The organism is Micromonospora antibiotica, from assembly GCF_017599305.1.
In the GTDB taxonomy this organism is placed as follows: Bacteria; Actinomycetota; Actinomycetes; order Mycobacteriales; family Micromonosporaceae; genus Micromonospora; species Micromonospora antibiotica.
The window spans coordinates 17,916-42,752 of the sequence record NZ_JAGFWR010000004.1 but is presented as its reverse complement, the minus strand read 5'-3'; the positions used below and the strand labels follow the sequence as shown (position 1 = coordinate 42,752).

General features: G+C 70.5%; 23 protein-coding genes, 1 tRNA gene and 2 pseudogenes. 10 read left to right on the top strand and 16 right to left on the bottom strand.

Going from position 1 to position 24,837, the window contains the following annotated elements; translation table 11 throughout:
• Positions 1-265: 265 nt before the first annotated feature.
• Positions 266-703 carry a hypothetical protein gene (locus JQN83_RS10305; RefSeq protein ID WP_208566883.1) on the top strand — a complete coding sequence of 146 codons (438 nt, stop codon included), beginning with the start codon at positions 266-268 and terminating at the stop codon, positions 701-703.
• Positions 704-1,566: 863 nt separating this feature from the next.
• On the opposite strand, the gene JQN83_RS10300 is transcribed toward JQN83_RS10305, so the two are convergent.
• On the bottom strand, positions 1,567-2,616 hold the full coding sequence (locus JQN83_RS10300) for an NAD(P)-dependent alcohol dehydrogenase (RefSeq protein WP_208566882.1): 1,050 nt from the start codon (positions 2,614-2,616) through the stop codon (positions 1,567-1,569).
• 95 nt (positions 2,617-2,711) lie between these two features.
• Here JQN83_RS10300 and JQN83_RS10295 point away from each other — a divergent pair, with 95 nt between their 5' ends.
• Positions 2,712-3,308 (top strand): TetR/AcrR family transcriptional regulator, encoded by a 597-nt coding sequence (locus JQN83_RS10295; protein ID WP_208566881.1) that lies wholly within the window; start codon positions 2,712-2,714, stop codon positions 3,306-3,308.
• Positions 3,309-3,418: 110 nt separating this feature from the next.
• Here the strand turns inward: JQN83_RS10295 and JQN83_RS10290 are convergent, their stop codons facing one another.
• A complete protein-coding gene (locus JQN83_RS10290) occupies positions 3,419-3,988 on the bottom strand; it encodes a TetR/AcrR family transcriptional regulator (protein WP_208566880.1) in 570 nt (189 codons plus the stop codon).
• A 127-nt stretch (positions 3,989-4,115) separates the two neighbouring features.
• Between JQN83_RS10290 and JQN83_RS10285 the strand changes: the two genes are divergently transcribed.
• From JQN83_RS10285 to JQN83_RS10275, 3 genes are all read left to right on the top strand, one after another.
• A complete protein-coding gene (locus JQN83_RS10285) occupies positions 4,116-4,754 on the top strand; it encodes a siderophore-interacting protein (protein ID WP_208566879.1) in 639 nt (212 codons plus the stop codon).
• Positions 4,747-6,009, top strand: coding sequence for an MFS transporter (locus tag JQN83_RS10280; protein WP_208566878.1), 1,263 nt, complete (start codon positions 4,747-4,749; stop codon positions 6,007-6,009). The genes JQN83_RS10285 and JQN83_RS10280 overlap by 8 nt, the downstream gene beginning before the upstream one ends.
• 233 nt (positions 6,010-6,242) lie before the next feature.
• Positions 6,243-6,953, top strand: coding sequence for a hypothetical protein (locus JQN83_RS10275; protein WP_208566877.1), 711 nt, complete (start codon positions 6,243-6,245; stop codon positions 6,951-6,953).
• Between the two features lie 267 nt (positions 6,954-7,220).
• On the opposite strand, the gene JQN83_RS10270 is transcribed toward JQN83_RS10275, so the two are convergent.
• Both JQN83_RS10270 and JQN83_RS10265 read right to left on the bottom strand, forming a co-directional pair.
• A complete protein-coding gene (locus JQN83_RS10270; protein WP_208566876.1) occupies positions 7,221-8,705 on the bottom strand; it encodes an RCC1 domain-containing protein in 1,485 nt (494 codons plus the stop codon).
• Positions 8,706-9,066: 361 nt separating this feature from the next.
• Positions 9,067-9,343 (bottom strand): annotated as a pseudogene (locus JQN83_RS10265) (transposase family protein); the annotation flags it as partial.
• A 61-nt stretch (positions 9,344-9,404) separates the two neighbouring features.
• Between JQN83_RS10265 and JQN83_RS10260 the strand changes: the two are divergent.
• Both JQN83_RS10260 and JQN83_RS32945 read left to right on the top strand, forming a co-directional pair.
• The gene (locus tag JQN83_RS10260) at positions 9,405-10,004 is read left to right on the top strand and encodes an AAA family ATPase (protein ID WP_208566875.1); all 600 of its coding nucleotides are present in this window, start codon (positions 9,405-9,407) and stop codon (positions 10,002-10,004) included.
• Between the two features lie 53 nt (positions 10,005-10,057).
• A pseudogene (locus JQN83_RS32945) lies at positions 10,058-10,270 on the top strand (IS701 family transposase); the annotation flags it as partial.
• A 165-nt stretch (positions 10,271-10,435) separates the two neighbouring features.
• Here the strand turns inward: JQN83_RS32945 and JQN83_RS10255 are convergent.
• The gene (locus tag JQN83_RS10255; protein WP_208566874.1) at positions 10,436-11,011 is read right to left on the bottom strand and encodes a hypothetical protein; all 576 of its coding nucleotides are present in this window, start codon (positions 11,009-11,011) and stop codon (positions 10,436-10,438) included.
• Positions 11,012-11,123: 112 nt separating this feature from the next.
• Here JQN83_RS10255 and JQN83_RS10250 point away from each other — a divergent pair, with 112 nt between their 5' ends.
• The 3 genes from JQN83_RS10250 to JQN83_RS33730 are packed head-to-tail and all read left to right on the top strand — an operon-like array spanning position 11,124 to position 13,151.
• On the top strand, positions 11,124-12,059 hold the full coding sequence (locus JQN83_RS10250; RefSeq protein WP_307799154.1) for a TetR/AcrR family transcriptional regulator: 936 nt from the start codon (positions 11,124-11,126) through the stop codon (positions 12,057-12,059).
• 11 nt (positions 12,060-12,070) lie between these two features.
• Complete coding sequence (locus JQN83_RS10245; protein ID WP_307799153.1) at positions 12,071-12,970, top strand: alpha/beta fold hydrolase; 900 nt, start codon at positions 12,071-12,073, stop codon at positions 12,968-12,970.
• A gap of 46 nt (positions 12,971-13,016) precedes the next feature.
• Complete coding sequence (locus JQN83_RS33730; RefSeq protein ID WP_279632713.1) at positions 13,017-13,151, top strand: hypothetical protein; 135 nt, start codon at positions 13,017-13,019, stop codon at positions 13,149-13,151.
• 69 nt (positions 13,152-13,220) lie between these two features.
• Here the strand turns inward: JQN83_RS33730 and JQN83_RS10240 are convergent.
• From JQN83_RS10240 to pyrG, 11 genes are all read right to left on the bottom strand, one after another.
• A tRNA-Pro gene (locus JQN83_RS10240) sits at positions 13,221-13,294 on the bottom strand.
• A gap of 185 nt (positions 13,295-13,479) precedes the next feature.
• Positions 13,480-14,877: a ribosome biogenesis GTPase Der gene (gene der / locus JQN83_RS10235; protein ID WP_091254560.1), complete on the bottom strand. Its 1,398-nt coding sequence runs from the start codon at positions 14,875-14,877 to the stop codon at positions 13,480-13,482.
• Positions 14,874-15,554: a (d)CMP kinase gene (cmk, locus tag JQN83_RS10230; protein WP_208566873.1), complete on the bottom strand. Its 681-nt coding sequence runs from the start codon at positions 15,552-15,554 to the stop codon at positions 14,874-14,876. The genes der and cmk overlap by 4 nt, the downstream gene beginning before the upstream one ends.
• A gap of 193 nt (positions 15,555-15,747) precedes the next feature.
• Positions 15,748-16,518 (bottom strand): pseudouridine synthase, encoded by a 771-nt coding sequence (locus JQN83_RS10225; RefSeq protein ID WP_208566872.1) that lies wholly within the window; start codon positions 16,516-16,518, stop codon positions 15,748-15,750.
• Positions 16,505-17,545 (bottom strand): SMC-Scp complex subunit ScpB, encoded by a 1,041-nt coding sequence (gene scpB / locus JQN83_RS10220; protein ID WP_208566871.1) that lies wholly within the window; start codon positions 17,543-17,545, stop codon positions 16,505-16,507. The genes JQN83_RS10225 and scpB overlap by 14 nt, the downstream gene beginning before the upstream one ends.
• Positions 17,542-18,687, bottom strand: a complete 1,146-nt coding sequence (locus tag JQN83_RS10215) for a segregation and condensation protein A (RefSeq protein WP_208566870.1) — start codon at positions 18,685-18,687, stop codon at positions 17,542-17,544. The genes scpB and JQN83_RS10215 overlap by 4 nt, the downstream gene beginning before the upstream one ends.
• 65 nt (positions 18,688-18,752) lie before the next feature.
• On the bottom strand, positions 18,753-19,676 hold the full coding sequence (locus JQN83_RS10210; RefSeq protein ID WP_067315071.1) for a ParA family protein: 924 nt from the start codon (positions 19,674-19,676) through the stop codon (positions 18,753-18,755).
• A 172-nt stretch (positions 19,677-19,848) separates the two neighbouring features.
• Positions 19,849-20,865, bottom strand: a complete 1,017-nt coding sequence (locus JQN83_RS10205) for a site-specific tyrosine recombinase XerD (RefSeq protein WP_208566869.1) — start codon at positions 20,863-20,865, stop codon at positions 19,849-19,851.
• Positions 20,866-20,921: 56 nt separating this feature from the next.
• Positions 20,922-22,037 (bottom strand): alanine dehydrogenase, encoded by a 1,116-nt coding sequence (gene ald / locus JQN83_RS10200; protein WP_208566868.1) that lies wholly within the window; start codon positions 22,035-22,037, stop codon positions 20,922-20,924.
• A gap of 385 nt (positions 22,038-22,422) precedes the next feature.
• Entirely contained in the window at positions 22,423-23,028 is a 606-nt protein-coding gene (locus tag JQN83_RS10195) for an NUDIX domain-containing protein (protein ID WP_208566867.1), read from the bottom strand.
• Positions 23,025-24,821, bottom strand: a complete 1,797-nt coding sequence (gene pyrG, locus JQN83_RS10190; protein WP_208566866.1) for a CTP synthase — start codon at positions 24,819-24,821, stop codon at positions 23,025-23,027. Before pyrG ends, JQN83_RS10195 begins: the two co-directional genes overlap by 4 nt.
• Positions 24,822-24,837 lie beyond the last annotated feature (16 nt).

Genomic DNA, 24,837 nt, shown 5'->3' with positions numbered 1-24,837 from the left:
GCCGGACCGAATTCACGGGCCGCACTGGCCACCGCGTCGTCGGATCAGCACCGAGGGCCTGCTGATGTGCGGCGGAACGACCTCGGACGTTGCCATCGCCAGCCGGACCCGCACCGAACGGTCGTCGACCAGCCGTTCAAGCTCCGCCCGCACCTCGGCTGAGAAGCAGTACGGCAGCACGGCCGCTTGAGTAGAAGCGGGGCATACCCGCTGTCATCCGCTCCTCCGAACAAGCATGGGTCTTGCCGCTGTATAACATGCGTGCATGTATGCGCTCTACGCTTGGGGAGACTTCATCGGGGCGGTCGGACTCGACCGGCGGCCTGCCTGGCTCGACCCGGCGGTGCTCCGCGGCGAACAGCAGGTCATCGACGAAAGCCTGATGATCGGCGACACCGACACGCTACTGGTCGACGGTCCCGGCACTCTCTTCCAGATCGATGATGACGACGAGAATCTCGTACCCGGTAGTGCGCTCATCGGCCGCGACCTCAGCGGTGTCACGTGGCGGGTCTCCCGCATCCGGGCAGCCACCGACGGCACTCGCGAAGACGCCCTGCGCATAGTCGCGGCAATCATGGAGGGTGGCGATTTCTACGAGGAGGATGAGCGGCACGAGTACAACTCGGTCCCGGTCGGCGAGATCGTCACCCTCTGGGAAGACGATCACGGCCAGTGGACGCTGGCCATGGTCGAGCTCTGAAACAGGGTGACCACGGACGGCACACGGCACCAGTTGGACAGGGCATCATGATCATCGTGATCAAGGGGGCCTGAGCAGGTAGGACGGGGCGTAAGAGTGCTCCGGACAGGACGAAGCTCCCGGTAGGACAGCAGCCGACCACGACTCGGAACTGCTCCCGACCTCCCCACGGATCGGTCCTCGCCGGTCTGCATGCCCTCGTGGAGAAGCGTCAAGACGCAGCACTTCGGCCGGGCCGTCGACTCACACAACCCGCTGGGGTAGTCGTCGGCAGGCCGGACATACGGTGGTCACACCGCACGCAGGTACGCGAGCGCGGAGGTCCTCCTTCAACTCATCAGCGTGCCTCTCGAGTCGGGCAGCGAGCGTGGACCGGTCGAGCCCAGCGTTTGACGTGCCGGAGGAAGCCGCGCTCATCGTCAAGGTGTTGCCTGCCAAACCCCACCGGCAGAGCGCCTCCGTCTCGCGTCCGCCGCTCCGGGTGGGCCGGTGTCCACCACCGCCGTTGCCCAGTACGACGCCCCAGTTCAGCCGTGGCGGCTGGTGGAGTTCCGTCAGGTGTTCCCGATCCGGGTCCGGTCACGTTTCCTACTCGTCGTCGATGTCGCAGTGCGTCGGACCCGTGACTACGAGGAAGCCTCCGGGGACGAGGGTTCGACATCGACCCCTTGGCCGACAGCTGTCACCAGGCGTGGTCGAACGGCGAAGCCGGCACCTCGGGATCGCTGATCTCCAGGGTGCCGGCTTCGCCGCTGAGCTCAGGTCCCGCCGTGGCCGCTCCGGGTCTCCCGACAGCCCTACAGAGGTCCGCCGGAGCAGACCGGGCGCATCACCTCCGCCCGCAACACCGGTGGCCGCGGTGCTCAGTCGAGGTCGGCGAGGTCCAGTACGAAGCGGTAGCGGACGTCGCCGCGTTCGAGACGGTCGAGGGCGTGCTGGATCTGGGCGGAGGGCAGCAGCTCGATGTCGGCGGTGATGCCGTGCTCGGCGGCGAAGGACAGCAGTTCGGTCGTGTGCCTGGTGCCGCCGGTGCCCGACGAGCTGAGCTTCCTACGGCCGAAGCTCAGTTCCATGAGGTTCACCGGTGTCTGCATGGGGAAGCCGAGCACGCTGAGGGTGCCCTCGAGAGTCAGCAGCCGCAGCAACGGCGACAGGTCGTGCGGGCCGGAGATGGTGTCCAGGATGAGGTCGAAGCGGCTGGCGCCCCGCGCGAGCTGGGTGTCGTCTGTCGTGACGAGCAGCTCGACAGCGCCGAGTTTGCGGGCGTCGTCGGCCTTGCCGGCGGTACGGCTCAGTACGGTCACCTCGGCGCCGAGGGCGGCGGCGAGCTTGACCCCCAGGTGGCCGAGGCCTCCGAGTCCGGCGACCGCCACCCGGCTGCCGGGGCCGATTCCCGCCTCGCGCAGCGGTTCCCACATGGTGATGCCGGCGCACATCAGCGGTGCCGCTGCGGCCGGGTCGAGGCCGGCGGGCAGCCGGTAGGCGAATTTGTCCCGCAGCACGTACTCGCGGCTGTATGCCCCCTTGGTAATGGTGCCGTCGAGCCGGTCGGGGCTGCCGTACGTGCTGGTCGGGCGTTCGAGGCAGAAGTTCTCCTGGCCGACCTGGCACATGGGGCAGGCGCCGCACGAGTCGACGAGGGTGCCGACGGCGACCTGGTCGCCGGGAGCGAAGCGGGTCACCGCCGCCCCGACGGCGGTGACCGTGCCGGTGAACTCGTGGCCGGGCACGACGCCTACGGCGTTCTTGTAGTGCGGCATCATGCCGTTGAGCAGGTGCAGGTCGCTGTGGCAGACGCCGCAGTAGTCGACGCGGACCCCGATGTCGTCGCTGCGTAGGTCCCGCCGCTCGAACGCCGCCCGCTGCAGGGCGACAGTGCCGTCCACGCTCTGCCATCCGATGGTCGTCCTCATGGATGCTCCTTCCAAACAAACCGTTCGGTTTTTTTGAACCTAGCCGGTCGCCACACCGGAAGCAACCGAACCGTCGGTTTGTTAGAGTCGGTCGCATGTCGTCAGGCCCCGTGACCGCCAAAGGCGCAGCTACCAGTCGCCGCATCCTGGACGCCGCCGCCGTCGAGTTCGCCGAACGGGGCATCGCCGGGGCCCGGATCGACCGCATCACCGCAGCGGCGCGCACGAACAAGGCCCAGGTGTACGGCTACTTCGGCAACAAGGACGGCCTGTTCGACGCCGTCATCGCCGACCGGGCGGACCAACTCATGAGCGTGGTCCCGTTCGACGCGGACGACCTGCCCGGATCAGCGGTGGCGATGTACGACGAAAACCTGCGCGACCCTCAGCTGGTCCGGCTGCTGACCTGGCTACGCCTGGAACGGCAGCCCACCGGCAGCCTGGGCCGGGCCACCGACCACGAGCCGAAGCTCACGCAGATCGCCCGGGCCCAGGCCGCCGGCCGAGTGCGCGCGGGCGACCCCTTCGACCTGTTCACCCTGGTCCTCAGCATGGCGTTCTCCTGGTCGGCGGCCAGCATCGTCTACGCCGCGAGCGCCGACGAACCCGAAGCGGACCACGAGCGGCGCCGCAGACTCCTGGCCGCATGCGTGCGGGACGCGATCTCACCGCGCACAGCGCCGCAGGCCTGACCCCGGTAAGCGGAAGTCCTGCTGTGCGCCCACGCGGCACAGCCCCTCTCACCACCCATCAGGGAGGCTGACGACCGAGGGGCGTCACGCCCCCTCTCGTCAGGATGGCGTCACTGCCAGCCCTTGATCAGGGTGGCGGCGTGCAGGCGCAGCTGATCGGCGGTCCATGGCGGACGGGCGGTCAACACGGTGGTCACCACCGGACCGGCCAGCTGGGCGGCGGCCAGACCGACCTGGGGCATGGCCGGAGCCGAGGCCCGGACCCGATCGAGGACCGCAGCCGTACTGGCGGCCAGCAGGTCGGCGTCGCCGACCAGGACCTGCACGGCGGGGTCGTGCTGCGCCTCGCCGAGAAGAGCGCGGTAGGCCATGCCCGCCGGTGACGTGGTGAGGAAATCGACAAGCGCCTGCAGATATGTCGTGAGGTCGGCCACCGGGTCGTCCTGGGCGGGCGTTTCCAGCGCCTCGGCCGCGTCGATGACGCTGGCCTCCAGCAGGATCTCGGCCTTGGTCGACCACCACCGGTAGACGGTCTGTCGGCCAACTCCGGCGCGTTCGGCGATGCCTTTGATGGTCATGGCCGCGTACCCGATGTCGACCAGCATGTCGTCTACGGCGTGCAGGACGGCCCGGCGGGCGCGTTCGCTGCGTGGCCGTCCGGGTGGAGCGGTCGTACTCATGACCCCACCATACCGATACACGATGCCTCGTATCTGCTAGGGTCTCCATTCCGAGGCATCGTGCCTCGAAATGACGAGGAGTGCGCCTGTGCGAACCGTCCACACCGCTGTCGTCACGGCGCGTCGCATGCTGACGCCACGAACGGTCCGCATCACGCTGACCGGCGAGTCGCTGACCACGGCCCCACCCCGCGTCGCTGCCGACCTGGAAATACTGCTCCCGGGCAGCGACCGCGAGGTGAAACGCCACTACACGATCCGGCACGCCCGACCGGAAACCGGCGAGATCGACCTCGATGTGCTGCTGCACGAGGGCCACGGGCCCGGCGCACACTGGGCGGCGACCACCCGACCCGGGGAGACCGTCCGCTTCGTCGGACCGCGCGGCAAAATGGAACTCCGGCCCGCCGACTGGTACCTGTTGGTCGGCGACGAGAGTGCGCTGCCGGCCCTGTGCGTCATCACCGAGGCGCTCGATCCCGGTCCGGTCAGCTACCTGCTGGCCGAGATCGGCGACGAGCAGGACCGCGTACCCGTCCAGGCGACCCACCTGATCTGGGTCCGCCGCGACGGCAGCCCGCCCGGCTCACCACACCCGCTCGCCGCGTACCTCGACGAGCTTGATCCGCCCGCCGGCCACGGCCGGGCCTACCTGCTCGGTGAGAGTCGCGCCGTCACCGCCCTGCGCGCCCGCCTGCCCCGGCTGGGCATCGCCGCGCACGACATCTTCATCAAGGGGTACTGGAACGCGAAGCACGATGACTGACCTCATCGCCCCGAGCGCGGGCGTGCGGTTCGCCGCTTTACGCAACCCCGACTGCCGTCCCTATCTCATCGGGACGGGCCTGGCCATGATGGCCGACAACATCGAGCACGTCATCACCTACTGGGTGCTCTGGCGCACCTTCCACTCCCCGGCCCTCGCCGGATTCCAGGTGATCAGCCACTGGCTGCCGTTCCTCCTGCTGTCGGTTGCCGCCGGCACCCTCGCCGACCGATACGACTGCCGCCGCGTCGTGCAGGCCGCACAAGGCCTGTTCATGGCCGTATCCCTGGCCTGGGGACTGCTCTTCCTCACCGGCACCCTGCAGATCTGGCACGCAGCCGTGCTGCTCGTGCTGCACGGCTGCGCCGGCGCGCTGTGGGGACCCGCCGAACAACTGCTGCTGTACGACTTCAGCCGACCCGGTGAACTGCCCAGCGCGGTACGCCTCAATGCCACCTTCCGCAGCCTCGGACAGCTCTGCGGACCGGTGGTGGGCTCGGTACTGCTGCTGCTCGGGCCCAGCACCGGCATCCTGCTCAACGTCGCGTTCTACCTGCCGCTCACCCTCTTCCTCGCCCGGACCCGCTTCACCGGACACCGCCGCGCCGCCCAGCCACCCACCACCCGGACCAGTCCCCTCTCCACCATCCTGGCTGTCCGCGGTATACGGTTCAGCCGCACTGTCACCGCGATGATCGTCATAGCCGGCCTCGGCTCGTTCTTCGTCGGCGCATCCCTGCAGTCGACGATGCCGGAGTTCGCCGAGGATCTCGGCGCCGGTCACAGCGGCGCCGCCTACGGTGTGCTGCTGTTCGCCACCGCGGCGGGTGCGGTGCTCGGCGGCCTGCTGTTCGAGGCGACCGGCTGGGTACGGCCCACCGTACGCGCGGCCGTCGCCGCCACGATCGCCGTCGGTCTGTGCACACTGCTGTTCGCCCTGACGAACAGCCTGGTCGTGGCCGTCGCCGCCCTGGCGGTCAGCGGGCTGGCAAACCTCACCGCCATGTCGATATCGCAGACCGTCGTGCAGTTGCACGCTCCCCCGGACCACCGCGGCCTGGCCCTGGGCCTCTACAGCACCTCCGCCGGTGGCCTGCGGATCGGCAGCGGGTTCACCGTCGGCCTGGCCGGCGCCGCCATCGGCCTGCACTGGTCACTCGCGCTCAGCTCGGCCGCCCTCATCGGCGGCGCCCTGGTGACCGCCGCATACGCCCGCAGCGGTCACCCAGCCGACTCGGGGTCGGCGCCCCGATGAACCTCCATCGCGCCGGCACAGTCTCACCGGGTCCTTCGTAGTCCGGCTGTTCACCGGCGACTATCCGCCCCGGACACTCAGATGATCACGATATGCCACCGGGCCATTCGCACCCGGCCGGCTTCAGCGACGAACCCTGCCCTGTTTCGACGGCCAACAATTGACCCCGTCGCCGATAGTGGAATTCACGATGTTCCGGCGACGACCACTGAGATGGTTATGGGGGATACGAGGTGAACGAGGAAGAGATCCAGAAAGGTACTCCACCTGGCAGCTCGGACGACGTCGCCGACAAAGATGCCTCACCCCCGGCCACAGGAGGTGACGAAGGGCGGCAACCCCGCTCTCCGTCGCGGCTGTGGGAAGCCGTTGTCGGAGTCTCTACCGCTGCCGGGGTGATCGTGGCGCTCGCCGTCGGCCTGCCGAATGTCCTGTCGGACAGGCCTGCCGGGTCCGACCGCCCCCCGGCGTCCGCGCCCTCGACGTCACCCCCGGCACCGTCGCCCAGCCCTCCACCGCCTCTCATGATCCTCACGCCAACGTCAACAGATGGCGCAACCGTGAAGTGTGTGAAAGACGCCTGCGCCGTCGAGGTGCGCGGCAGGACGCGCGCTGCGCCCGGGCTGCATTCGTATGTGCTGATCGCGCGCGAATGCTGCCCCGGAGACGCACCGCGGTACTACGTCCAGTGGGATTCCACGAAAGAGGTCCCCGGTGGGGACTGGGTCGCTCTGGCCTACGTCCAAAAGCCGCCCGTCAACGCCACGTTCCAGATCAAGGCGATTCTCACGACCTCTGCCGTCCGAGCGACGCCCGGCGCCGATGACCTCGTCGTCTGGTCCGACGACATGGCGAAGGCCGTCGGACTCGTCGCGGAAACGCCGACGGTCACCGTGAAAGTCACGGGCGTCGTCCAGGCGACCGCGTTCTGCGACTGCTCATAGCACCTGCTGAACATCTACCGCCACCACTACAACACCCAACGACGCCACGGCCAGCCCGTGGCGGACAACCCGAACTTCGACGACGACGGGACCTTCGTCCTCTGACCGGAGCGCTGCACGCGGCACCGAACCCGCCCGCCGACCGCCCCTTGAGCCTGATCGTCGGCGACGCCCACGGCAGTGCATTCCCAGCTGCGCCTGACCGAAGTCAGCAACATCGCCGCCACCAACCGACATCACGCCCGAGACAGCATCCGCCCGCTGGCACTACCCGGCATCACCTGACGACTTTGCCGGGCCCTGGAGTGCCAGGACCTGCACCGGAACGGAACGGTCACTGGTAGTGCCGTCGCCCAGCTGGCCGTGGTTGTTCAAGCCCCAGTCGACGACGGTGTAGTTCGGCTGTAGCGCGAGATTGTGATCGATTCCAGCGGCGATCGCCCGAATCAAGTACAGAAATCGACCGCAGGGCGCGACTTCCCCCACCGCACACACCCGCACCGGCGTCAGACGATTCACGCGAGTACCGTCGCCGAGCTGTCCATAGCCGTTGTAGCCCCACGCCAAAACGCCACCGCTACTCAGCTGCGCCAGGCTGTGAAAACCGTTGGCGGCGATGTGCCGCACCCCGTACAGGAACCGGTCACAGGGTGCGACCTGCCCCTCCGCGCACACCCGCACCGGAACGAGTCGGTGGTTATCGCGGGTGCCGTCACCGATCTGACCCTCGACGTTGTAGCCCCAGGAAACGACACTGCCGCTGCCCAGCAACGCCATGCTGTGGAAAGCGCCAGCCGCCAGGGCACTCACCCCGTTCAGGAACCGGTCGCAGGGGGCGGTCTCCCCCACCGCGCACACCCGCACCGGGATGGGACGGAAATTGTCGCTGGTGCCATCGCCGACTTCACCGGCGCCGTTGAAGCCCCAGGCGACGGCGTGGCCGGTCCCCACGACGGCCAGACTGTGCCCTTCACCTACCGCGATGGACCTGGCCCCACTCAGGAACCGGCCGCAGGGGGCGGACTCCCCCACCGCGCACACCCGCACCGGAACCGGACTCCCGGCGTAGCCGCCGTCACCAAGCTGACCGAAGGCGTTGAAACCCCAGGCGACGACAGCACCATCGACCAGCAGAGCGAGGTTGTGGTCTGAGTCGCCGCTGGCGATGGCCCTGACCCCGCTGAGAAACTGGCTACACGGTGCGACCTCGCCCACCGCGCACACCCGCACCGGAACCGAGCGGTCCGTGGAGGTGCCGTCACCAAGCTGACCTGTCACGTTCTGCCCCCAGGCGACGACCGTGCGGTCCCGGAGCAGGGCCACGCTGTGCACGAACCCGGCCGCGATGGCGATCACTCCGGTGAGGAACCGGGTGCAGGGGGCGACCTGACCTACGGCGCACACCCGCACCGGAGTGAGACTCGGGTCGAGGGTGCCGTCACCCAGCTGACCTTCACTGTTGCGGCCCCAGGCGAGGACGGTGCCGTCCGAGCGCAGGGCGAGGCTGTGGCCGTAGCCGGCGGCGATGGCGGTCACTGCGCCGAGTTCGGCCGGAGCCTGCCGGGCCACCAGTCGCTGGGCCACCGCAGGCGCGGCGGTTAGACCGGCCGGCTTCCCGTTCGCCCCAGAGACCGAGGCGTCACCGACCACCGCGACCAGAGTCAGCACCACCAGCACGCTGGTGACGGCAGCGCGTCGGGCACCGCCGATCATCACGGCGGACATGTCTTCGGGCAAGCAGAATTTACCCATCTCCCTCTCCTGACCGAGACACATTCAATTCCTGGCCACCTGACTGCCCGGACCTTGGCGGTGGTCAGGCGCACAGCTGCACGGGCCCCGAATCCGGCACGCCGCACAGGCAAGACCAGAACGGGGATAGGGGTGAGGGGCGGGAGGGATACCACGAGAATTCGAGTAGATCTCACCTCCCTGGCAGGTGGCTCAAGCAACAGGGATTCGTGACCCACAATATAGACCCGTACAACGTGGAGATAAATAGCCGAGTCGAATGAGTTAGATTCTCGCGAACGGTCGCGTATCCTTCTCGCATCGAACCACCGCGCGCCCGACCCCGGCCGCTCGACGTCGAATGCCGGCACAGACTTTCACCCGCGTCGATGACTCGGTGCGCGGCGGGATGCGACACTACGAACAACGGCCCGACCTGCCGCATCGCCAGGTTCATGCGCCAGTAGACGGCCACCAGCAGCACCCGGCCGGGAAGATCGAGGGCCACCGCCGGCCCGGCCGACGGTCAGCGATCCCGTCCCCGCCACGCTCGGCGACGAGACGGACCAGCTTGCGGAACTGGGCGGGGGCAGCCCAGCGAACGGGAGGATCCACTCCTGGCGGACTGCGGAGATCACCTGTACCCATGCTTCCTCGATGATCACCCCCAGCGGAAAAACCCGGGGGCACGAGGAGTGCGTGCCTATCAGAGAGGACGACGTGAGCAGCCAGTACATCGTCATCACCGGGGGACCCGGCGCCGGCAAGACCACGCTGATCGACAGCTTGCGGCGTGCCGGCTACGCCTGCGTCGACGAAGCGGGACGGCAGATCATCCAGGACCAGCTGTCGATCGGCGGCCAGGCGCTGCACACCGGGGACTCACGACTGTTCGCCGAGGTCATGCTCAGTTGGGAGATCCGCTCCTACCGCCAAGCCAGCCAGCATCCCGGACCCGTCTTCTTCGACCGAGGGATCCCGGACCTGGTCGGCTACCACCTCCTACTCGGCCAGCCCGTTCCCGCACACGTGACAGCCGCCGCGCAGCTGTTCCGCTACCACCAGCGCGTGTTCATCGCCCCACCCTGGCCGCAGATCTACACCACGGACAGCGAACGACACCAAGACTTCGCCGAAGCCGTGCGTACCCATGACGCCATGGTCGCCGCCTACACCCAACACGGCTACAAACTCAGCACCCTGCCGCATAGCGACGTCGCCTCCCGCGTCACGTTCCTCCAGCACCACATCTCAGCCACCGGCCGCCGATCTCCTGGCTCGCCTCGACCGGGCTGCCCCGAGTTACGAGACGCCTCTTAGTACTGCAACGGCAGTAGGCGAATCGTCTTCGGGTCGGGTTCGTTGGTCTGCCTGTGACGGACGTCGATGTTGAGCGTTGGCGTGGAGAGTTGGACCGGCTGCATGCCCGGATCGGGCCTCGGTTTCATCGGTCGTAGCCGCGTCGGCGGGCGCGGCAGTACCTATGCGGGCTGGTCTCGGGTCCGGGTCGCAAGAACGGCTGGACCCTTGCGGAGCACGCCGGTGACGTGTCACCGGACGGGATGCAGCGGTTGTTGCGGTGGGCTTCCGCAAGGATCTCGTCGTTGACGTCCTGCTCCGTCATGCTGGTTACACGTCGTCGAGTTCGACGAGGCGGTTGGCGAGTGCCAACCCGTCACGGCCGAGAGCGGAGTGCGCCCACACCGCCAGGTCCAGGGGCCAAACGGTACGGTGGCGCCGCTGACCCTGTGTCAGGGGCGGGCCGGGGCTGGGGTGGCGTGTTCGGTTCGGCAGCGGGGGCAGCGCAGTCGCGTTCCGGCAGCCGTGCGGGGCACCCGCAGTCGCTGACCGCAATCGCAGGTCAACACCGGGGCTGACGCCCGCAGATATTCGTTTCGCTCACGGCGCGGCCACCGGGCGTGGCAGCGGGCGCACCACTTCGGTGGGTAGCTGTTGTAGTGGGCAAGACCGAACGCGCCTGCGATCATCAGGGTGGCAGGGACCAGAAGACCGAGCGGCGCGAGCAGGGCGGGCACGATCCCGCCGGCCCCGTCCGATACCAATACGGCGACGACCGTGAGCACGACCAGCAGCACACCGAGCAGGGTGAATCCGAAGCCCAACGCGAAGGCCAGCACCGACGGCAGGAACACCCACATGCCGCCGGTGGCCCACCGGCGGACGCCGTACCCGCCGCAGCTAGGGCAGTTGGGCGACGCACGATGCGGCACGGCGTGCAGGACCTTCGGCGAGAGCCACTCAACGAGCCGCTTGAGGATCTCCTCGACCAGTTTGGTCGCAAGGGCCTGGAGAAACGAGTTGAGCATGGCAGCCGCCTTCCTCGTTACACGGGTCTGCCCGCGCTCAGGCCCGGGGTTGCCACCTGCCGGTGTTGGCCAACACCCAGCGTGACCGGTCGGTGCCACCCTCCGCCGCGGCGTGCCACCGCTGCGGCTTCGTGCCTCCGACCAAGGGCTTCGTCTCGCTCTAAGTGTTCGTCCTGGATTGCTAGGTGGTGAAACGGCCGTCGTCTACCCGTCAGACGTCACCTCCCAGCACGGGTGCCGGGAGACAGGCCGCCCGGCCACACCCTCTGATGCGGTGAGATGCACGATCCACGCTTTAAGGACGAGTTCCCGACGGGGTGTCGGTCGACGGTCAACATCCTGGTATACGATACGGCACGTGGCGTATCGCAATGAGGAGTCGTCAGGGGCCCGTGGTCGACCGCGCGATCCCGAACTTGAGCGTCGGATCACCGCGGCCGTACTCGAGGTCCTCGCTGAGCACGGGTACGAGGACGTGTCCTTCGAGGCGGTAGCTCGACGCTGCCAGACGTCGAAGGCCAGCCTCTACCGGCGATGGGGATCCAAGCGGGACATGGTCATCGCCGCAGTGAAGGCAGGGCCCGCCCAGCACTCGACGTCCCCGCTGCCGCAGGGGGCCACCCTGCGCGAGGACCTCCTGATCCTGGTGCGGCGGCTGGAACGCACGATGACTGCGGCCGACATCGGCACCGCGTTGATGCTGCTCCAAGCCGGGCTGAAAGACCCCGAACTGTGCGACGCCATCGAGAGCTCCGCGGGTCCCACGGGGGCCAGGCTGCCGCAGGCGGTCATCGACGCCGCGGTTGCTCGTGGCGAGCTGCCCACCGGTGCGAGCCCGTTCGCCTTCGACGAGGTCGTCGGGTCGGTGCTGCTGCTCCGTCACGCGAACGGCCTTGCGGTCGACGACGCCTACCTGTCCGCACTCGTGGACACGGTGATCATCCCGGCGCTCGTCGCCTCCGCCAACAGCGTCACCACGTTGCCCGCCGGACTCTTCTCCGGCCATCCCGAAACCCGCCCCACCAACCAACCCCAGGAGGACTCGTGACCACACCATTCGTGATCGACAACGTCACCTACCACACGATCGTCGGCGACGCCGGCGTCGACCTCAACGTCGCTGTCGGCGGCCAGGGGCCGGCCGTCGTGCTGCTCCATGGCTTCCCGCAGACCCACTACATGTGGCGTCACGTCGCCGGGAAACTCGCGACCGACCACACCGTCATCGTTCCCGACCTTCGCGGTTACGGAGCCAGCGGCAAGCCCGTCGCCGACGATCCGGGCACCTACTCCAAGCGCACGATGGGCAACGACGTGATCGCCATCACCCGTCAGCTCGGCTTTGACCACTTCGGGCTCATCGGCCATGACCGCGGTGCTCTCGTCGCGGTCCGCACCGGGCTGGACCACCCCGAAGCAGTGCGCTACCTCGGCATCCTCGACGTCCTGCCGACCCTGGACACGTGGGCCGTCCTGCACGGTGTCAACGCCAAGGTCGCCTGGCACCTCTATCTCATGGCCCAGCCGGCCGGCCTGCCCGAGAAGATGATCGCCGCCGTCGGTCCCGAGTTCTTCGGCTCCTTCCTCGACGCCTGGGACCCCACCGGCACCACCTTCACCCGCGAAGAGCGCGACTACTACGTCGACAGCTCCGTCGCCGCGATCGACTCGATCGTGGCCGACTACCGCGCGACGGCCAGCATCGACCTCGACATGGACATCGCCGACCGTGAACGCGGCGCGCAACTCACGATGCCTGTCGGTGTCATCTCCCAGGACTGGGGCTCCCAGCTCGGCTTCGACGCCTCCGCGCTCTGGCGCGCATGGGCCCCGGACCTTACCTACCAGGCCACCGGCAGCGGGCATTTCATGGCCGAGGAGAACCCCGACGAGATCGTCGCGTTCATCACCGCGCTGGCCACCCGCGCTCCTGCCGCCCGCCATCGGGGCGAAGAGTGAGCCATGTGCATCGTGGCAGCGGCCGTCCCCGGCGGCGGGGAGGACGATGACGGGCTGCGCGGTCGGGGTGGCGCACCCCTCCGGCACTACCGTCACCGAGAGCGTCTACCCGCACCAACTACGGCCGGTGCTCCTCGGCGGTGCGGTCGCCATGGATCGAATCTTCGACACTGAGGCGTAGTCACTCAGTTTGTCACCCAGCTACTAGAAGAGGGCATATCCATCGATCGGATATGCCCTCTGAGCTGCGTCGGGACGGCCGGATTCGAACCGACGACCCCTTGACCCCCAGTCAAGTGCGCTACCAAGCTGCGCCACGTCCCGATGCTCTCCGCCTGGTTTCCCCTGCGGCAGCCGGTACAGCTTAGCGCAGGATCTTCGCACCGCGCGCACAGCCCCCTGCCGCGTCGGTGTGCACCGCCACCACCCCTAAAGCGTCCTAGGAAAGGAGGGGGGCACGGAAGGGCTGCCGTCCCGGGGTGGGAGCGGCAGCCCTTGGAGGTGCCGGGTCAGCCGTGGGCCTTGCCCCGGCCGCCGGGGCCGAGCTTCTTGCGGGGGCGTACCGAGATCTCCACCGGGCTGCCCTCGAAGCCGAACTCCTCGCGGAGCTTGCGCTCGACGAAACGCTGGTAGCCGGCGTCCAGCGGCGCGGTGGTGAACAGCACGAACCTCGGCGGGGAGACACCCGCCTGGGTCGCGAAGAGGATCTTCGGGGCGCGGCCGCCACGCACCGGGTGCGGGGTGGCCTGGACCAGGGCGGTGAGCCACTGGTTGAGCTGTGCCGTGGGCACCCGGGTCTCCCAGCTCGCCAACGCCTTGCGCAGCGCGGGGGCGAGCTTGTCGACGGCCCGGCCGGTCTGCGCCGACAGGTTGAGCCGGATCGCCCAGGGGATCCGGCGCAGCTCCCGGTCGATCTCCTTGTCCAGGTAGTACCGGCGGTCGGCGTCGACCAGGTCCCACTTGTTGAAGGCGATCACCAGGGCCCGGCCGGCCTCGACGACCATGGTCAGGATCCGCTGGTCCTGCTCGCTGATCGGCTCGCTGGAGTCGAGCAGCACCACCGCCACCTCGGCCGCCTCGATGGCCCCGGCGGTACGCAGGCTGGCGTAGTACTCGGTGCCGCTGGCCTTGCCGACCCGCTTGCGCAGCCCGGCGGTGTCGACCAGTTGCCAGGTTTCGCCGCCGATCTCCACCAGGCTGTCCACCGGGTCGACGGTGGTGCCGGCGACCGAGTCGACGACCGCCCGCTCCTCCCCGGAGAACCGGTTGAGCAGGCTGGACTTGCCGACGTTGGGCCGGCCGACCAGCGCGACCCGGCGGGGGCCGCGCGGCCGGTTCTCGACGATCTTGGGCGCGTCGGGCAGCGCGTCGAGGATCGCGTCGAGGAGTTCGCCGGAGCCCCGGCCGTGCAGCGCGGAGACCGGGAACGGCTCACCGAGGCCCAGCGACCACAGCGCGGTCGCCTCCATCTCGATGGCGGTGTTGTCGGTCTTGTTGGCCACCAGGATCACCGGTTTGGCGCTGCGCCGCAGCATCTTCACCGCGGCCTCGTCCACATCGGTCGAGCCGACCATGGCGTCGACCACGAAGATCACCACGTCGGCGGTGACCACCGCCGTCTCGGCCTGGGCGGCGATCGCCGCCGCCCGGTCCTTCGCGTCCGGTTCCCAGCCGCCGGTGTCCACCACCGTGAACGAGCGGCCGTTCCACTGGGCGTCGTAGGGCACCCGGTCCCGGGTCACCCCGGGGACGTCCTCCACGACCGCCTGCCGCCGGCCGATGATCCGGTTGACCAGCGTCGACTTGCCCACGTTCGGGCGACCGACCACGGCCACCACGGGCTGCGGGCCGGTCGGCTCCTCGACGGTGACCTCCGGCTCGCGCAGCTCCACCCATCCGTCGCTCATGCCACGCCCCGCTCGGTGAGCAGCTCCCGCAGCTGGGCGACGACCTCGTCGATGCCCAGCTCGGTGGTGTCCAGTTCGACGGCGTCGGCGATCTGCCGCAGCGGGTTGACCGCGCGGGTGGAGTCGAGCCGGTCCCGCCGGGCCAGGTCCGCGGCGGTCGCCGTGACGTCGGCGGCGTCCTCGGCGCTGCGGCGTCGGGCCCGGGCCGCCTCGGAGGCGGTCAGGTAGACCTTCAGGTCGGCGTCGGGGGCCACCACACCCCCGATGTCGCGGCCCTCGACGACGATCCGGCCGGCCTGGGCGATCAGCTCCCGCTGCCGGGCCACGAGCAACGCCCGCACCGCCGGCACGGCGGCCACCGCGGAGACCGCGCCGGTCACCTCGGGGCCCCGGATCTCCTGGTCGACACCCGTCCCGTCGACGGTCACGCCGTACCCCCGGGGGTCGGTGCCGATGCGCAGCTCGACCTCGGCGGCGACCTTGCCCACCGCGGCGGCGTCGGCCAGGTCGACGCCGGAGCGCAGCACCGCCCAGGTGATCGCCCGGTACATCGCGCCGGTGTCCAGGTAGCGGGCACCGAGGTCGACGGCGAGCCGCCGCGACACGGTGGACTTACCCGAACCGGACGGTCCGTCCACCGCGACCACACAGCGCCCGGCCCGTACGTTTTCCTCCACCGTTGTCCTCCTCAGCCCGTACCTCGCGGGTCACCGGTTCCTCCGGTGCCGTTGAGCGGTCGTCCATCGTCGTCCATCATCCCGCGCCTCGCGGGTCGGCCACGCGCGCCGCCGTCGGGGGCGACGCACGCCACCCGTCGGCCCGTTGGGCCGCGGGGAAGCCTACCGGCACACGTACCCGCTGCGACTCCGGTCAGTCACCCACGGCCTTGAACAGGGCGGCGACCTCCGCGTTGGTCAGCCGCCGGATCCGCCCGGTGCGCAGGTCACCGAGCTTGATCGGACCGATCGAGGTACGCACCAGCCGGGACACCGGGTGCCCGACCTCGGCCAGCAGCCGCCGGACGATGTGCTTGCGCCCCTCGTGCAGGCTCAGCTCCACCTGGGCGGTTTTACCCAGGGTGTCCACCACCTTGAACGAGTCGACCTTCACCGGCCCGTCCTCCAGCTCGACCCCGGCCAGCAGCCGCTTGCCGAGGTTACGCGGGATCGGCCCGGCCACCTCGGCCAGGTAGGTCTTGAGCACCTGGTACGACGGGTGCATCAGCTTGTGGGTGAGGGTCCCGTCGTTGGTGAGCAGCAGCAGGCCCTCACTGTCGGCGTCGAGCCGCCCGACGTGGTAGACCCGCTGCTCGACCCGGTTGCCGATGAACTCGGCCAACTCGTTGCGGCCCTTGTTGTCCGACATGGTGGTGACCACCCCGCGCGGCTTGTTCATCGCCACGTAGACCAGGCGGTTGTCGGCCTGGAGGCGTTCCCCGTCGACGTGGATCACGGCGGTGGCGGGGTCGACCTTGTCGCCGAGGTGGGCGACCCGGCCGTCCACGGTCACCCGACGCCGGAAGATCAGATCTTCGCAGGCACGTCGGGACCCGACACCGGCGGCGGCGAGCACCTTCTGGAGGCGTTCGGCACCCTCGTACACGGGGGCGTCGGGCTTGGGGGAACGGTCATCGCGTGGCATCGGCAAGCTCTTCTACGTCGTCGGGGAGGAACGGGGCGAGCGGGGGCAGGTCGGCGACCGAGTCCAGGCCCAGCTTCTCCAGGAACATCGTGGTGGTCCGGTAGAGGAACGCCCCACTGTCCGGTTCGGCGCCGCACTCCTCGACCAACCCTCGGGAGACCAGGGTACGGAGCACCCCGTCGCAGTTGACACCCCGGATGGCCGAGACCCGACCCCGGGTCACCGGTTGCTTGTAGGCGATCACCGCGAGCGTCTCCAGCGCGGCCTGGGTCAACCGTACCGACTGCCCGTCCAGGACGAACCGCTCGACGTGGGCCGCGTATTCCGGCCGGGTGTAGAGCCGCCAGCCCCCGGCCGCCCGGCGCAGCTCGAAGCCGTGCCCGGCGGCGGTGTAGCCGGCGGCGATGTCGTCGAGCACCGGTCCGATCCGCTCCGGGGACTGTTCCAGCACCTGGGCGAGCACCAGCTCGCTGACCGGCTCGTCGACCACGAGAAGGATGGCCTCCAGTGCGCCGCGCAGCTCCGCGTCGTCGAGTTCGGGTGCCGGTGGCGGCGCGACAGCCGCCCGCCGCCGTCCCGCCGGCCGCCGCTTCGGCACGCCCACCGGGTCCCGCTCCCCCGCCGCCGCGGCGTCCGGGCCCGAGCCGAGACCAGCCCCGACCGCACCGACCCCACCCGCACCGGTCCCGTCCGCTGATGCCGGTTCAGCCGGGGCTCCGGGAACAGCCGGCTCAGCCGGGGCTCCGGAAACCACCGGCTCAGCCGGGGCTGCGGGAGCCACCGGTTCAGCAGGGGCTGCGGGAGCCGCCGGTTCGCCAGCGGCTCCGGGAGCCGTCGGGGCGGTGGGGTCTGCGGACACCGCCTCCGTCGGCGGAGCACCCGGATCGGCGGGTGGTGCCGCGTCCGCCTCGCTGTCGGTGCCGGTCGGGGCGGGCGCGGGCTGCTGCCGGGCGGTGGGGCGCTCCCACGGGGGGATCCAGGCCGCGGCCTGATCGGCCAGGGAGTCCTGGCGCTCCTCGTCGCTCATCGCGTCTCCTGCGTCGTCGCGGCTTCGCCCGCCGGGCCGGCGGACCCCGGGCCGGCGGACCCCGGACCGGTGGGGCCCGGACCGGTGGGGCCCGGACCGGTGGGGCCCGGACCGGTGGGGCCCGGACCGGTGGGGCCCGGACCGGTGGGGCCCGGACCGGTGGGGCCCGGACCGGTGGGGCCCGGATCGGTGGGGCCGTCCGGGACAGCCGCCGGGGCGGCGGATCCGCCCGGGGCGGGACCAGTGTCGTCGGCGTCGGCGGGGGTGCCGGCGTACTCGTCGACGTGCAGATCGGCGTCGCCGTCGGCGGGACCGGTCCAGCGTACGGTCAGCTCCTCCAGGGCCTCCTCCTGGACGAACGCCACCAGCCCCTCCCGGTACAGCTCCAGCAGGGCCAGGAAGCGGGCCACCACCTCCAGGGTGATCTCGCAGTCCGCGCAGAGCAGGGTGAAGGTGGCGATACCGGCCCGGCGCAGCCGTTCGGCGAGGATCGTCGCGTGCTCCCGGACGCTGACCCGGACCAGGTGCACGTGCGCGATGGAGACCTCGGGCACCGGCTTCGGGGTCATCGCCCGCACCGCCAGCCGCAGCAGCCGCTCCGGGCCGACGCCGAGCACCAGGTCGGGCAGGGCGTCGGCGTAGCGGGCCTCCAGGGTGACCGCGCGGGGGTAGCGTCGCCCGCCGACCGCCTCCAGTTCGGCGATGTGCGCCGCCGCCTCCTTGTACGCCTTGTACTGCAACAGCCGGGCGAAGAGCAGGTCCCGCGCCTCCAGCAGGGCGAGGTCCTCCTCGTCCTCCACCTCGGCCGAGGGCAGCAGCCGGGCCGCTTTCAGGTCGAGCAGGGTGGCGGCGATGAGCAGGAACTCGCTGGTCTCGTCGAGGTCCCACTCGTCGCCCATGGCGCGGATGTAGGCGATGAACTCGTCGGTGACGGTGTGCAGGGCCACCTCGGTGACGTCCAGCTTGTGCTTGCTGATCAGTTGCAGCAGCAGGTCGAACGGGCCGGTGAAGTTCGCCAGCCGGACGGTGAAGCCGGCGCTCTGCCCGGCCTGCGGCACCCCCGCCGGGTCGGCGGCGACCTCGGCAGCCAGCACGGGCGGCTGCTGCGGGGCCGTCGGCGGATCCAGCGGTGGCGCGGTCACCGGACGACCGTAGTCCACGTCCCGGACGTCGTCGCCGTCCGGGACGCCCGAGGGTGCACCCCGACCTACCGGTCGGCCTGGGCCGCGATCACCTCACGGGCCAACTGCCGGTAGTTGCGGGCCCCCGAGGAGGCCGGGTCGAGCGTCGTGATCGGGGCACCGGCCACCGTGGACTCGGGGAACTTCACCGTCTTGGTGATGACCGTCTGGTAGACCTTGTCGCCGAACGCCTCGACCACCCGCTGGAGCACCTGCCGGCAGTGGGTGGTGCGGCTGTCGTACATGGTGGCGAGGATGCCTTCGAGTTCCAGGTCGAAGTTGAGCCGCTCACGCACCTTGTCGATGGTGTCCAGCAGCAGCGCCACCCCGCGCAGGCTGAAGAACTCGCATTCGAGCGGGATGAGCACCCCGTGCGCGACGGTCAGCGCGTTGATCGCCAGCAGGCCCAGCGAGGGCTGGCAGTCGATCAGGATGTAGTCGTACTCCTTGCGCACGTTGCGCAGCACCCGGGCCAGGGCCATCTCCCGGGCGACCTCGTTGACCAGCTGGATCTCGGCGGCGGAGAGGTCGATGTTGGCGGGCAGGATGTGCAGGCCGGCCACATCCGTCTTGATCAGGACGTCCTCGGCCATCACGTCGTCCTGCATGAGCAGGTTGTAGACCGACAGGTCGAGGTTGTGCGGGTTGACGCCGAGACCCACCGACAGCGCGCCCTGCGGGTCGAAGTCGACAAGCAGCACCTTGCGGCCGTACTCGGCCAGGGCAGCACCCAGGTTGATGGTGGTGGTGGTCTTGCCCACCCCACCCTTCTGGTTGGCCATCGCGATGATCCGGGCCGGGCCGTGCCGGTCGGTGGGCATCGGCTCGGGGATCGGCTTGCGCATCGTGTAGGCGGCCGGGTCGGCCGGACCAAGGTCGGCGCCGAGTGACGCCTGCTGCTCACGGAGCTCCGACGTCCAGGCGTCGGCACGATCACCGTTGCCAGCCATGTCCTCGTTGCCCCCTCCCGACGACCACCCGGCATCGGAGCTGTCCGACGTCCTTCGCGGCGCCGCTGCGCACCCCGGTTGTCGCTCCAGGAGGTCCGCGCCGATGCCGACTCTACGCCACCGACGACCAGCGCGTTCGGCACCGGTCCGGCGTGTCGGGCGTAGCGGCCGGTCAGCGGCCCGACGGCGGGTCCGCGTCCCGGGCCCGGGGGTGGGTCGTGGCGTACACCTCGCGCAGCCGTTGCACCGTGACCAACGTGTACACCTGGGTGGTGGTCACCGAGGCGTGGCCGAGCAGTTCCTGCACCACCCGCACGTCGGCGCCGCCGTCGAGCAGGTGGGTGGCGTAGGAGTGGCGCAGGGTGTGCGGGGAGACCGCGTGCGGTCCGTCCACCGGCAGCCCGGCCCGCCCGGCAACGCGCCGCAGCACCGTCCACGCGCCCTGCCGGGTCAACGGCCCGCCCCGGGCGTTGACGAAGACCGTCGGGGTGCCCCGACCGGCGGCGACCAGGCCCGGCCGGGCCCGCACCAGGTAGGCCCGCAGCGCCTCGACGGCGTACCCGCCGATCGGCACCAGCCGGGTCCGGCCGCCCTTGCCGCGCAGCAGGGCGGTGCCCTCGTCGACGTCCAGGTCGTCGACGGCGGCACCGACCGCCTCGGAGATCCGCGCGCCGGTGCCGTACAGGAACTCCAGCAGCGCCCGGTCACGCAGCGCGAGGGCCGCCCCGTCGCCGGTGGCGGTGACCGGGCCGGCGGTCTCCAGCAGCCGGGCCACGTCGTCGACCGGCAGCGCCCGGGGCAACCGGCGGGCCGCGGGCGGCGGGCGGACGTCCCGGCTGGGGTCCGCCCCGGCCAACCCCTCCCGGACGGCGAAGCGGTGCAGCCCGCGCACGGCGGACGCGGCCCGCGCCGCCGAGGTCACCGCCAGCGGCGGGTGGTCGTCGTCGCCGGCGCGCAGCCGGGCCAGGTGCGCCTCGACCTGCCCGGTGCCGACCGACGCCAGGTCGGTCACCCCGGCGGCGGCCAGGGTGCCCAGGTAACGCTCCAGATCCCGACGGTACGAGGTGAGGGTGTTCGCCGACAGGCCGCGCTCCACGGTGAGGTGGTCGAGGTAGCCGCGCACCACCCGACGCAGGGCCGGCGCGGGTTCCGCACCCGCCCCGGCCCCGTCGGGTGCCGTCCCACGCACCCCTCGCCCGGCCGCGCGGGACACGCCGCCGGGTGCCGGGTCGTGCGGCTCGTCGGTCAGGCCAGCACCTCGGCCAGCGGGAGGGTGGCCATGCCGTGCGCCTCGGCGACCGGGCCGTAGACCACCTGACCGTCGTGGGTGTTCAGGCCCGACGCCAGGGCGGGGTCACGGCGCAACGCGTCACGCCAGCCCCGGTCGGCCAACTCCAGGGCGTACGGCAGGGTGACGTTGGTCAGCGCGTACGTGCTGGTGTGCGGCACCGCGCCGGGCATGTTCGCCACGCAGTAGAAGATCGAGTCGTGCACCTGGTAGGTCGGTTCGGCGTGCGTGGTCGGGCGGGAGTCCTCGAAGCAGCCACCCTGGTCGATGGAGATGTCGACCAGCACGCTGCCCGGCTTCATCCGGGACACCAGCTCGTTGGAGATCAACGTGGGGGCCTTCGCGCCCGGGACGAGGACCGCGCCGATGACCAGGTCCGCGTCGAGCACCGCCCGCTCGATCTCGTACGCGTTGGAGGCGACCGTCTGCAGGTGGCCCCGGTAGATGGCGTCGGCCTGCCGCAACCGGGCCACGTTCATGTCCAGCAGCAGCACCTCGGCCTGCAGGCCCAGCGCGATGGCGGCGGCGTTCATGCCGGACACGCCCGCGCCGACGACCACGGTCTTCGCCGCGTACACCCCGGAGACGCCGCCCATCAGGATGCCCCGGCCGCCGCCCTGCCGCTGGAGGTGGTACGCGCCGACCTGCGGGGCGAGCCGACCGGCCACCTCGGACATCGGGGCGAGCAGCGGCAGCGACCGGTCGGGCAGCTCGACGGTCTCGTACGCGATGCCGGTGACCTGCCGGTCGACCAGCGCGTCGGTGCACTCCTTGGAGGCGGCCAGGTGCAGGTAGGTGAAGAGCACCTGCCCGGCGCGCATCCGGTGGTACTCCTCGGCGATCGGTTCCTTGACCTTGAGCACCAGCTCGGCGGTGTCCCACACCTCGTCGGCCGTGCCGAGGATGGTGGCCCCGGCGGCGACGAACTCGTCGTCGGTGAGGCTGGAGCCGACACCGGCGCCGGCCTCGACGAAGACCTGGTGACCGTGACGGACGAACTCGTTGACGCCTGCCGGCGTGATCGCCACCCGGTACTCGTGGTTCTTGACCTCGCGGGGGATTCCGACCTTCACGTGAGACACCCTTCTCCGGGGTGCCGCACCCCGGCCTGCGCGGTGCCCCGCCGGCTCCGTTGCCGACGCGGTTCACCGGTCCCGCCGGCGGCAGTCTAGGCGGGCCGTCCTCCTGCGACGGACGGCACAGTGCCAACCGGTGCCCGGTCCACCTGACGGTGTGTCAGGCATACCGCGCGGGCCTGCCGTTCGGCGTACCCCCCATCGTCGCACCGCCCGGCCCCGGCCGCCGGACGGGAACGCCTGCGGACGCCCCGTGTCCCGTCGGCGCGACGCACCGCACCAATGGGGTGCACGCCCGCCGGCCGGCCCCCGCGCCGGCCGGCGGCGGGGACGACGCAGGGGCCGCGCGGCGTACCGCGGCGGCCCCTGTCGGCGTACCGGATCAGCGGTGCAGGGGGGTGTCGGCCCGGCGCAGCACCGACCAGCCGGCGTCGCGGGCCCGGGCGGCGGCCAGCAGCCCGGCCACGCACGGCCCGTTGGTGACCTCCCCGGCCAGCACCATGCCGACCGCCTCGTCCAGGTCGATCCGGACGATCTGCAAGTCGGCCTCCTCGTCGTGCCGCTCGTGCCGCTGACCGACGGGCACCTCGGCCAGCTCCCGGGCGAGGAACACCCGGACCACCTCGTCGGAGAAACCGGGCGAGGTGTGCACGTCGACCAGCAGGTCCCACCGGGCGGCGGTCAGGTCGGCCTCCTCGGCCAACTCCCGGCCGGCGGCCACCGCGAGGTCCTCCCCCGCGACGTCCATCAGGCCGGCGGGCAGCTCCCACAGGTGCCGCCCGACCGGCTGCCGGTACTGCCGCACCAGCACCACCTGACCGGCGTCGTCGAGGGCGACCACGGCGACCGCGCCGACGTGCCGGGCGTAGTCGCGGGTGGCGGTGCCCCCACCGGGCATGGTCACCTCGTCGGTGACCACGGTGAAGATCCGACCGGCGTACCGCTGCACCCGGGAACGCAGCTCGTAGCGGTGCTCGACGGCGCTCACGACGCGGACGACGCCGTCGCCGACGCGCCGTTGCGGGCCGCGTTCTTCGGCGTCGGCGCGCCCTTCTTCGCCGGCTCGTTCTTCGCCGGCTCGTTCTTCGCCGCCCCGGCCACCGCGTCGAGGTCCACCGGCAACTGGTCGGCCTGCGAGTACGCCACGGCCGCCTTGACGAACCCGGCGAACAGCGGGTGCGGGCGGGTCGGACGGCTCTTCAGCTCCGGGTGCGCCTGGGTGGCCACGAAGAACGGGTGCAGGCTGCGGTCCAACTCGATGAACTCGACCAGCCGGCCGTCCGGGGACGTGCCGGAGATGTGCAGGCCCGCCGTGGTGAGCTGGTCCCGGTAGGCGTTGTTGACCTCGTAACGGTGCCGGTGCCGTTCGCTGATCTCGGTGGCGCCGTACGCCTCGGCGACGATCGACCCCTGCGCCAGCGTCGCCGGGTACGCCCCGAGCCGCATCGTGCCGCCCAGGTCACCCCGACCGGCGACGATGTCCTCCTGGTCGGCCATGGTGGCGATGACCGGGTGCTTGGCCTCCTCGTCGAATTCGAGGGAGTTCGCCGCGTCGAGGCCGGCCAGGTGACGGGCCACCTCGATGGTCATGCACTGCAGGCCGAGGCAGAGCCCGAGCAGCGGCACCCCGTTCTCCCGGGCGTACCGGGCGGTGCCGATCTTGCCTTCGATGCCGCGGACACCGAACCCGCCGGGGATGACGATGCCGTCCACGCCGGACAGGGCCGACGCCGCGCCGGCCGGGGTGACGCAGTCGTCGCTGGGCACCCAGCGCAGCTGCACCCGGGCCCGGTGGCCGAAGCCGGCGGCCCGGATCGCCTCACTGACCGACAGGTAGGCGTCGGGCAGGTCGACGTACTTGCCGACGACCGCCACGGTGACCGTGTGGTGCGGCTGGTGCACCCGCTCCAGCAGGTCGTCCCACCGGGTCCAGTCGACGTCGCGGAAGGACAGGCCGAGCCGGCGCACCACGTACGCGTCGAGCCCCTCGCGGTGCAGCACCTTGGGGATGTCGTAGATGCTCGGCGCGTCCGGGGCGGCGACGACCGCCTCGGCGTCCACGTCGCAGTAGAGGGAGAGCTTCTGCTTCAGTTTCTCCGGGATCTCCCGGTCGCAGCGCAGCACGATCGCGTCGGGCTGGATGCCGATGTTGCGCAGCTGCGCCACCGAGTGCTGGGTCGGCTTGGTCTTCAGCTCCCCCGACGGGGCCAGGTAGGGCACCAGCGACACGTGCAGGTAGAAGCAGTTGTCCCGGCCCAGGTCGTGCCGGACCTGCCGGATCGCCTCCAGGAACGGCAGCGACTCGATGTCGCCGACGGTGCCACCGACCTCGGTGATCACCACGTCGGGGATCTGGCCGTCGGCGTCCGGGTCGGCCATGCCGACGATCCGGGCCTTGATCTCGTTGGTGATGTGCGGGATGACCTGGACGGTGTCGCCGAGGTATTCGCCGCGCCGCTCCTTGGCGATCACGTCGGAGTAGATCTGGCCGGTGGTGACGTTGGCCTTGCCCGACAGGTCCCGGTCGAGGAAGCGCTCGTAGTGCCCGACGTCGAGGTCGGTCTCCGCGCCGTCCTCGGTGATGAAGACCTCACCGTGCTGGAACGGGTTCATCGTCCCCGGGTCGACGTTGAGGTAGGGGTCGAGCTTCTGCATCACCACCCGCAGCCCGCGTGCGGTGAGCAGATTGCCGAGGCTGGAGGCGGTGAGGCCCTTACCGAGCGAGGAGGCGACGCCCCCGGTGACGAAGATGTGCCGGGTCGTGCGTGCTGAAGGGGCCAAGGCCTGCTCCCGTGTC

Bases quoted from the DNA above. Each gene is read 5' to 3' on its own strand.
- JQN83_RS10305 (WP_208566883.1), top strand. From the start codon at position 266: ATGTATGCGCTCTACGCTTGGGGAGACTTCATCGGGGCGGTCGGACTC.
- JQN83_RS10300 (WP_208566882.1), bottom strand. From the start codon at position 2,616: ATGAGGACGACCATCGGATGGCAGAGCGTGGACGGCACTGTCGCCCTG.
- JQN83_RS10295 (WP_208566881.1), top strand. From the start codon at position 2,712: ATGTCGTCAGGCCCCGTGACCGCCAAAGGCGCAGCTACCAGTCGCCGC.
- JQN83_RS10290 (WP_208566880.1), bottom strand. From the start codon at position 3,988: ATGAGTACGACCGCTCCACCCGGACGGCCACGCAGCGAACGCGCCCGC.
- JQN83_RS10285 (WP_208566879.1), top strand. From the start codon at position 4,116: ATGCTGACGCCACGAACGGTCCGCATCACGCTGACCGGCGAGTCGCTG.
- JQN83_RS10280 (WP_208566878.1), top strand. From the start codon at position 4,747: ATGACTGACCTCATCGCCCCGAGCGCGGGCGTGCGGTTCGCCGCTTTA.
- JQN83_RS10270 (WP_208566876.1), bottom strand. From the start codon at position 8,705: ATGGGTAAATTCTGCTTGCCCGAAGACATGTCCGCCGTGATGATCGGC.
- JQN83_RS10255 (WP_208566874.1), bottom strand. From the start codon at position 11,011: ATGCTCAACTCGTTTCTCCAGGCCCTTGCGACCAAACTGGTCGAGGAG.
- JQN83_RS33730 (WP_279632713.1), top strand. From the start codon at position 13,017: ATGACGGGCTGCGCGGTCGGGGTGGCGCACCCCTCCGGCACTACCGTC.
- der (WP_091254560.1), bottom strand. From the start codon at position 14,877: ATGAGCGACGGATGGGTGGAGCTGCGCGAGCCGGAGGTCACCGTCGAG.
- JQN83_RS10225 (WP_208566872.1), bottom strand. From the start codon at position 16,518: ATGCCACGCGATGACCGTTCCCCCAAGCCCGACGCCCCCGTGTACGAG.
- scpB (WP_208566871.1), bottom strand. From the start codon at position 17,545: ATGAGCGACGAGGAGCGCCAGGACTCCCTGGCCGATCAGGCCGCGGCC.
- JQN83_RS10210 (WP_067315071.1), bottom strand. From the start codon at position 19,676: ATGGCTGGCAACGGTGATCGTGCCGACGCCTGGACGTCGGAGCTCCGT.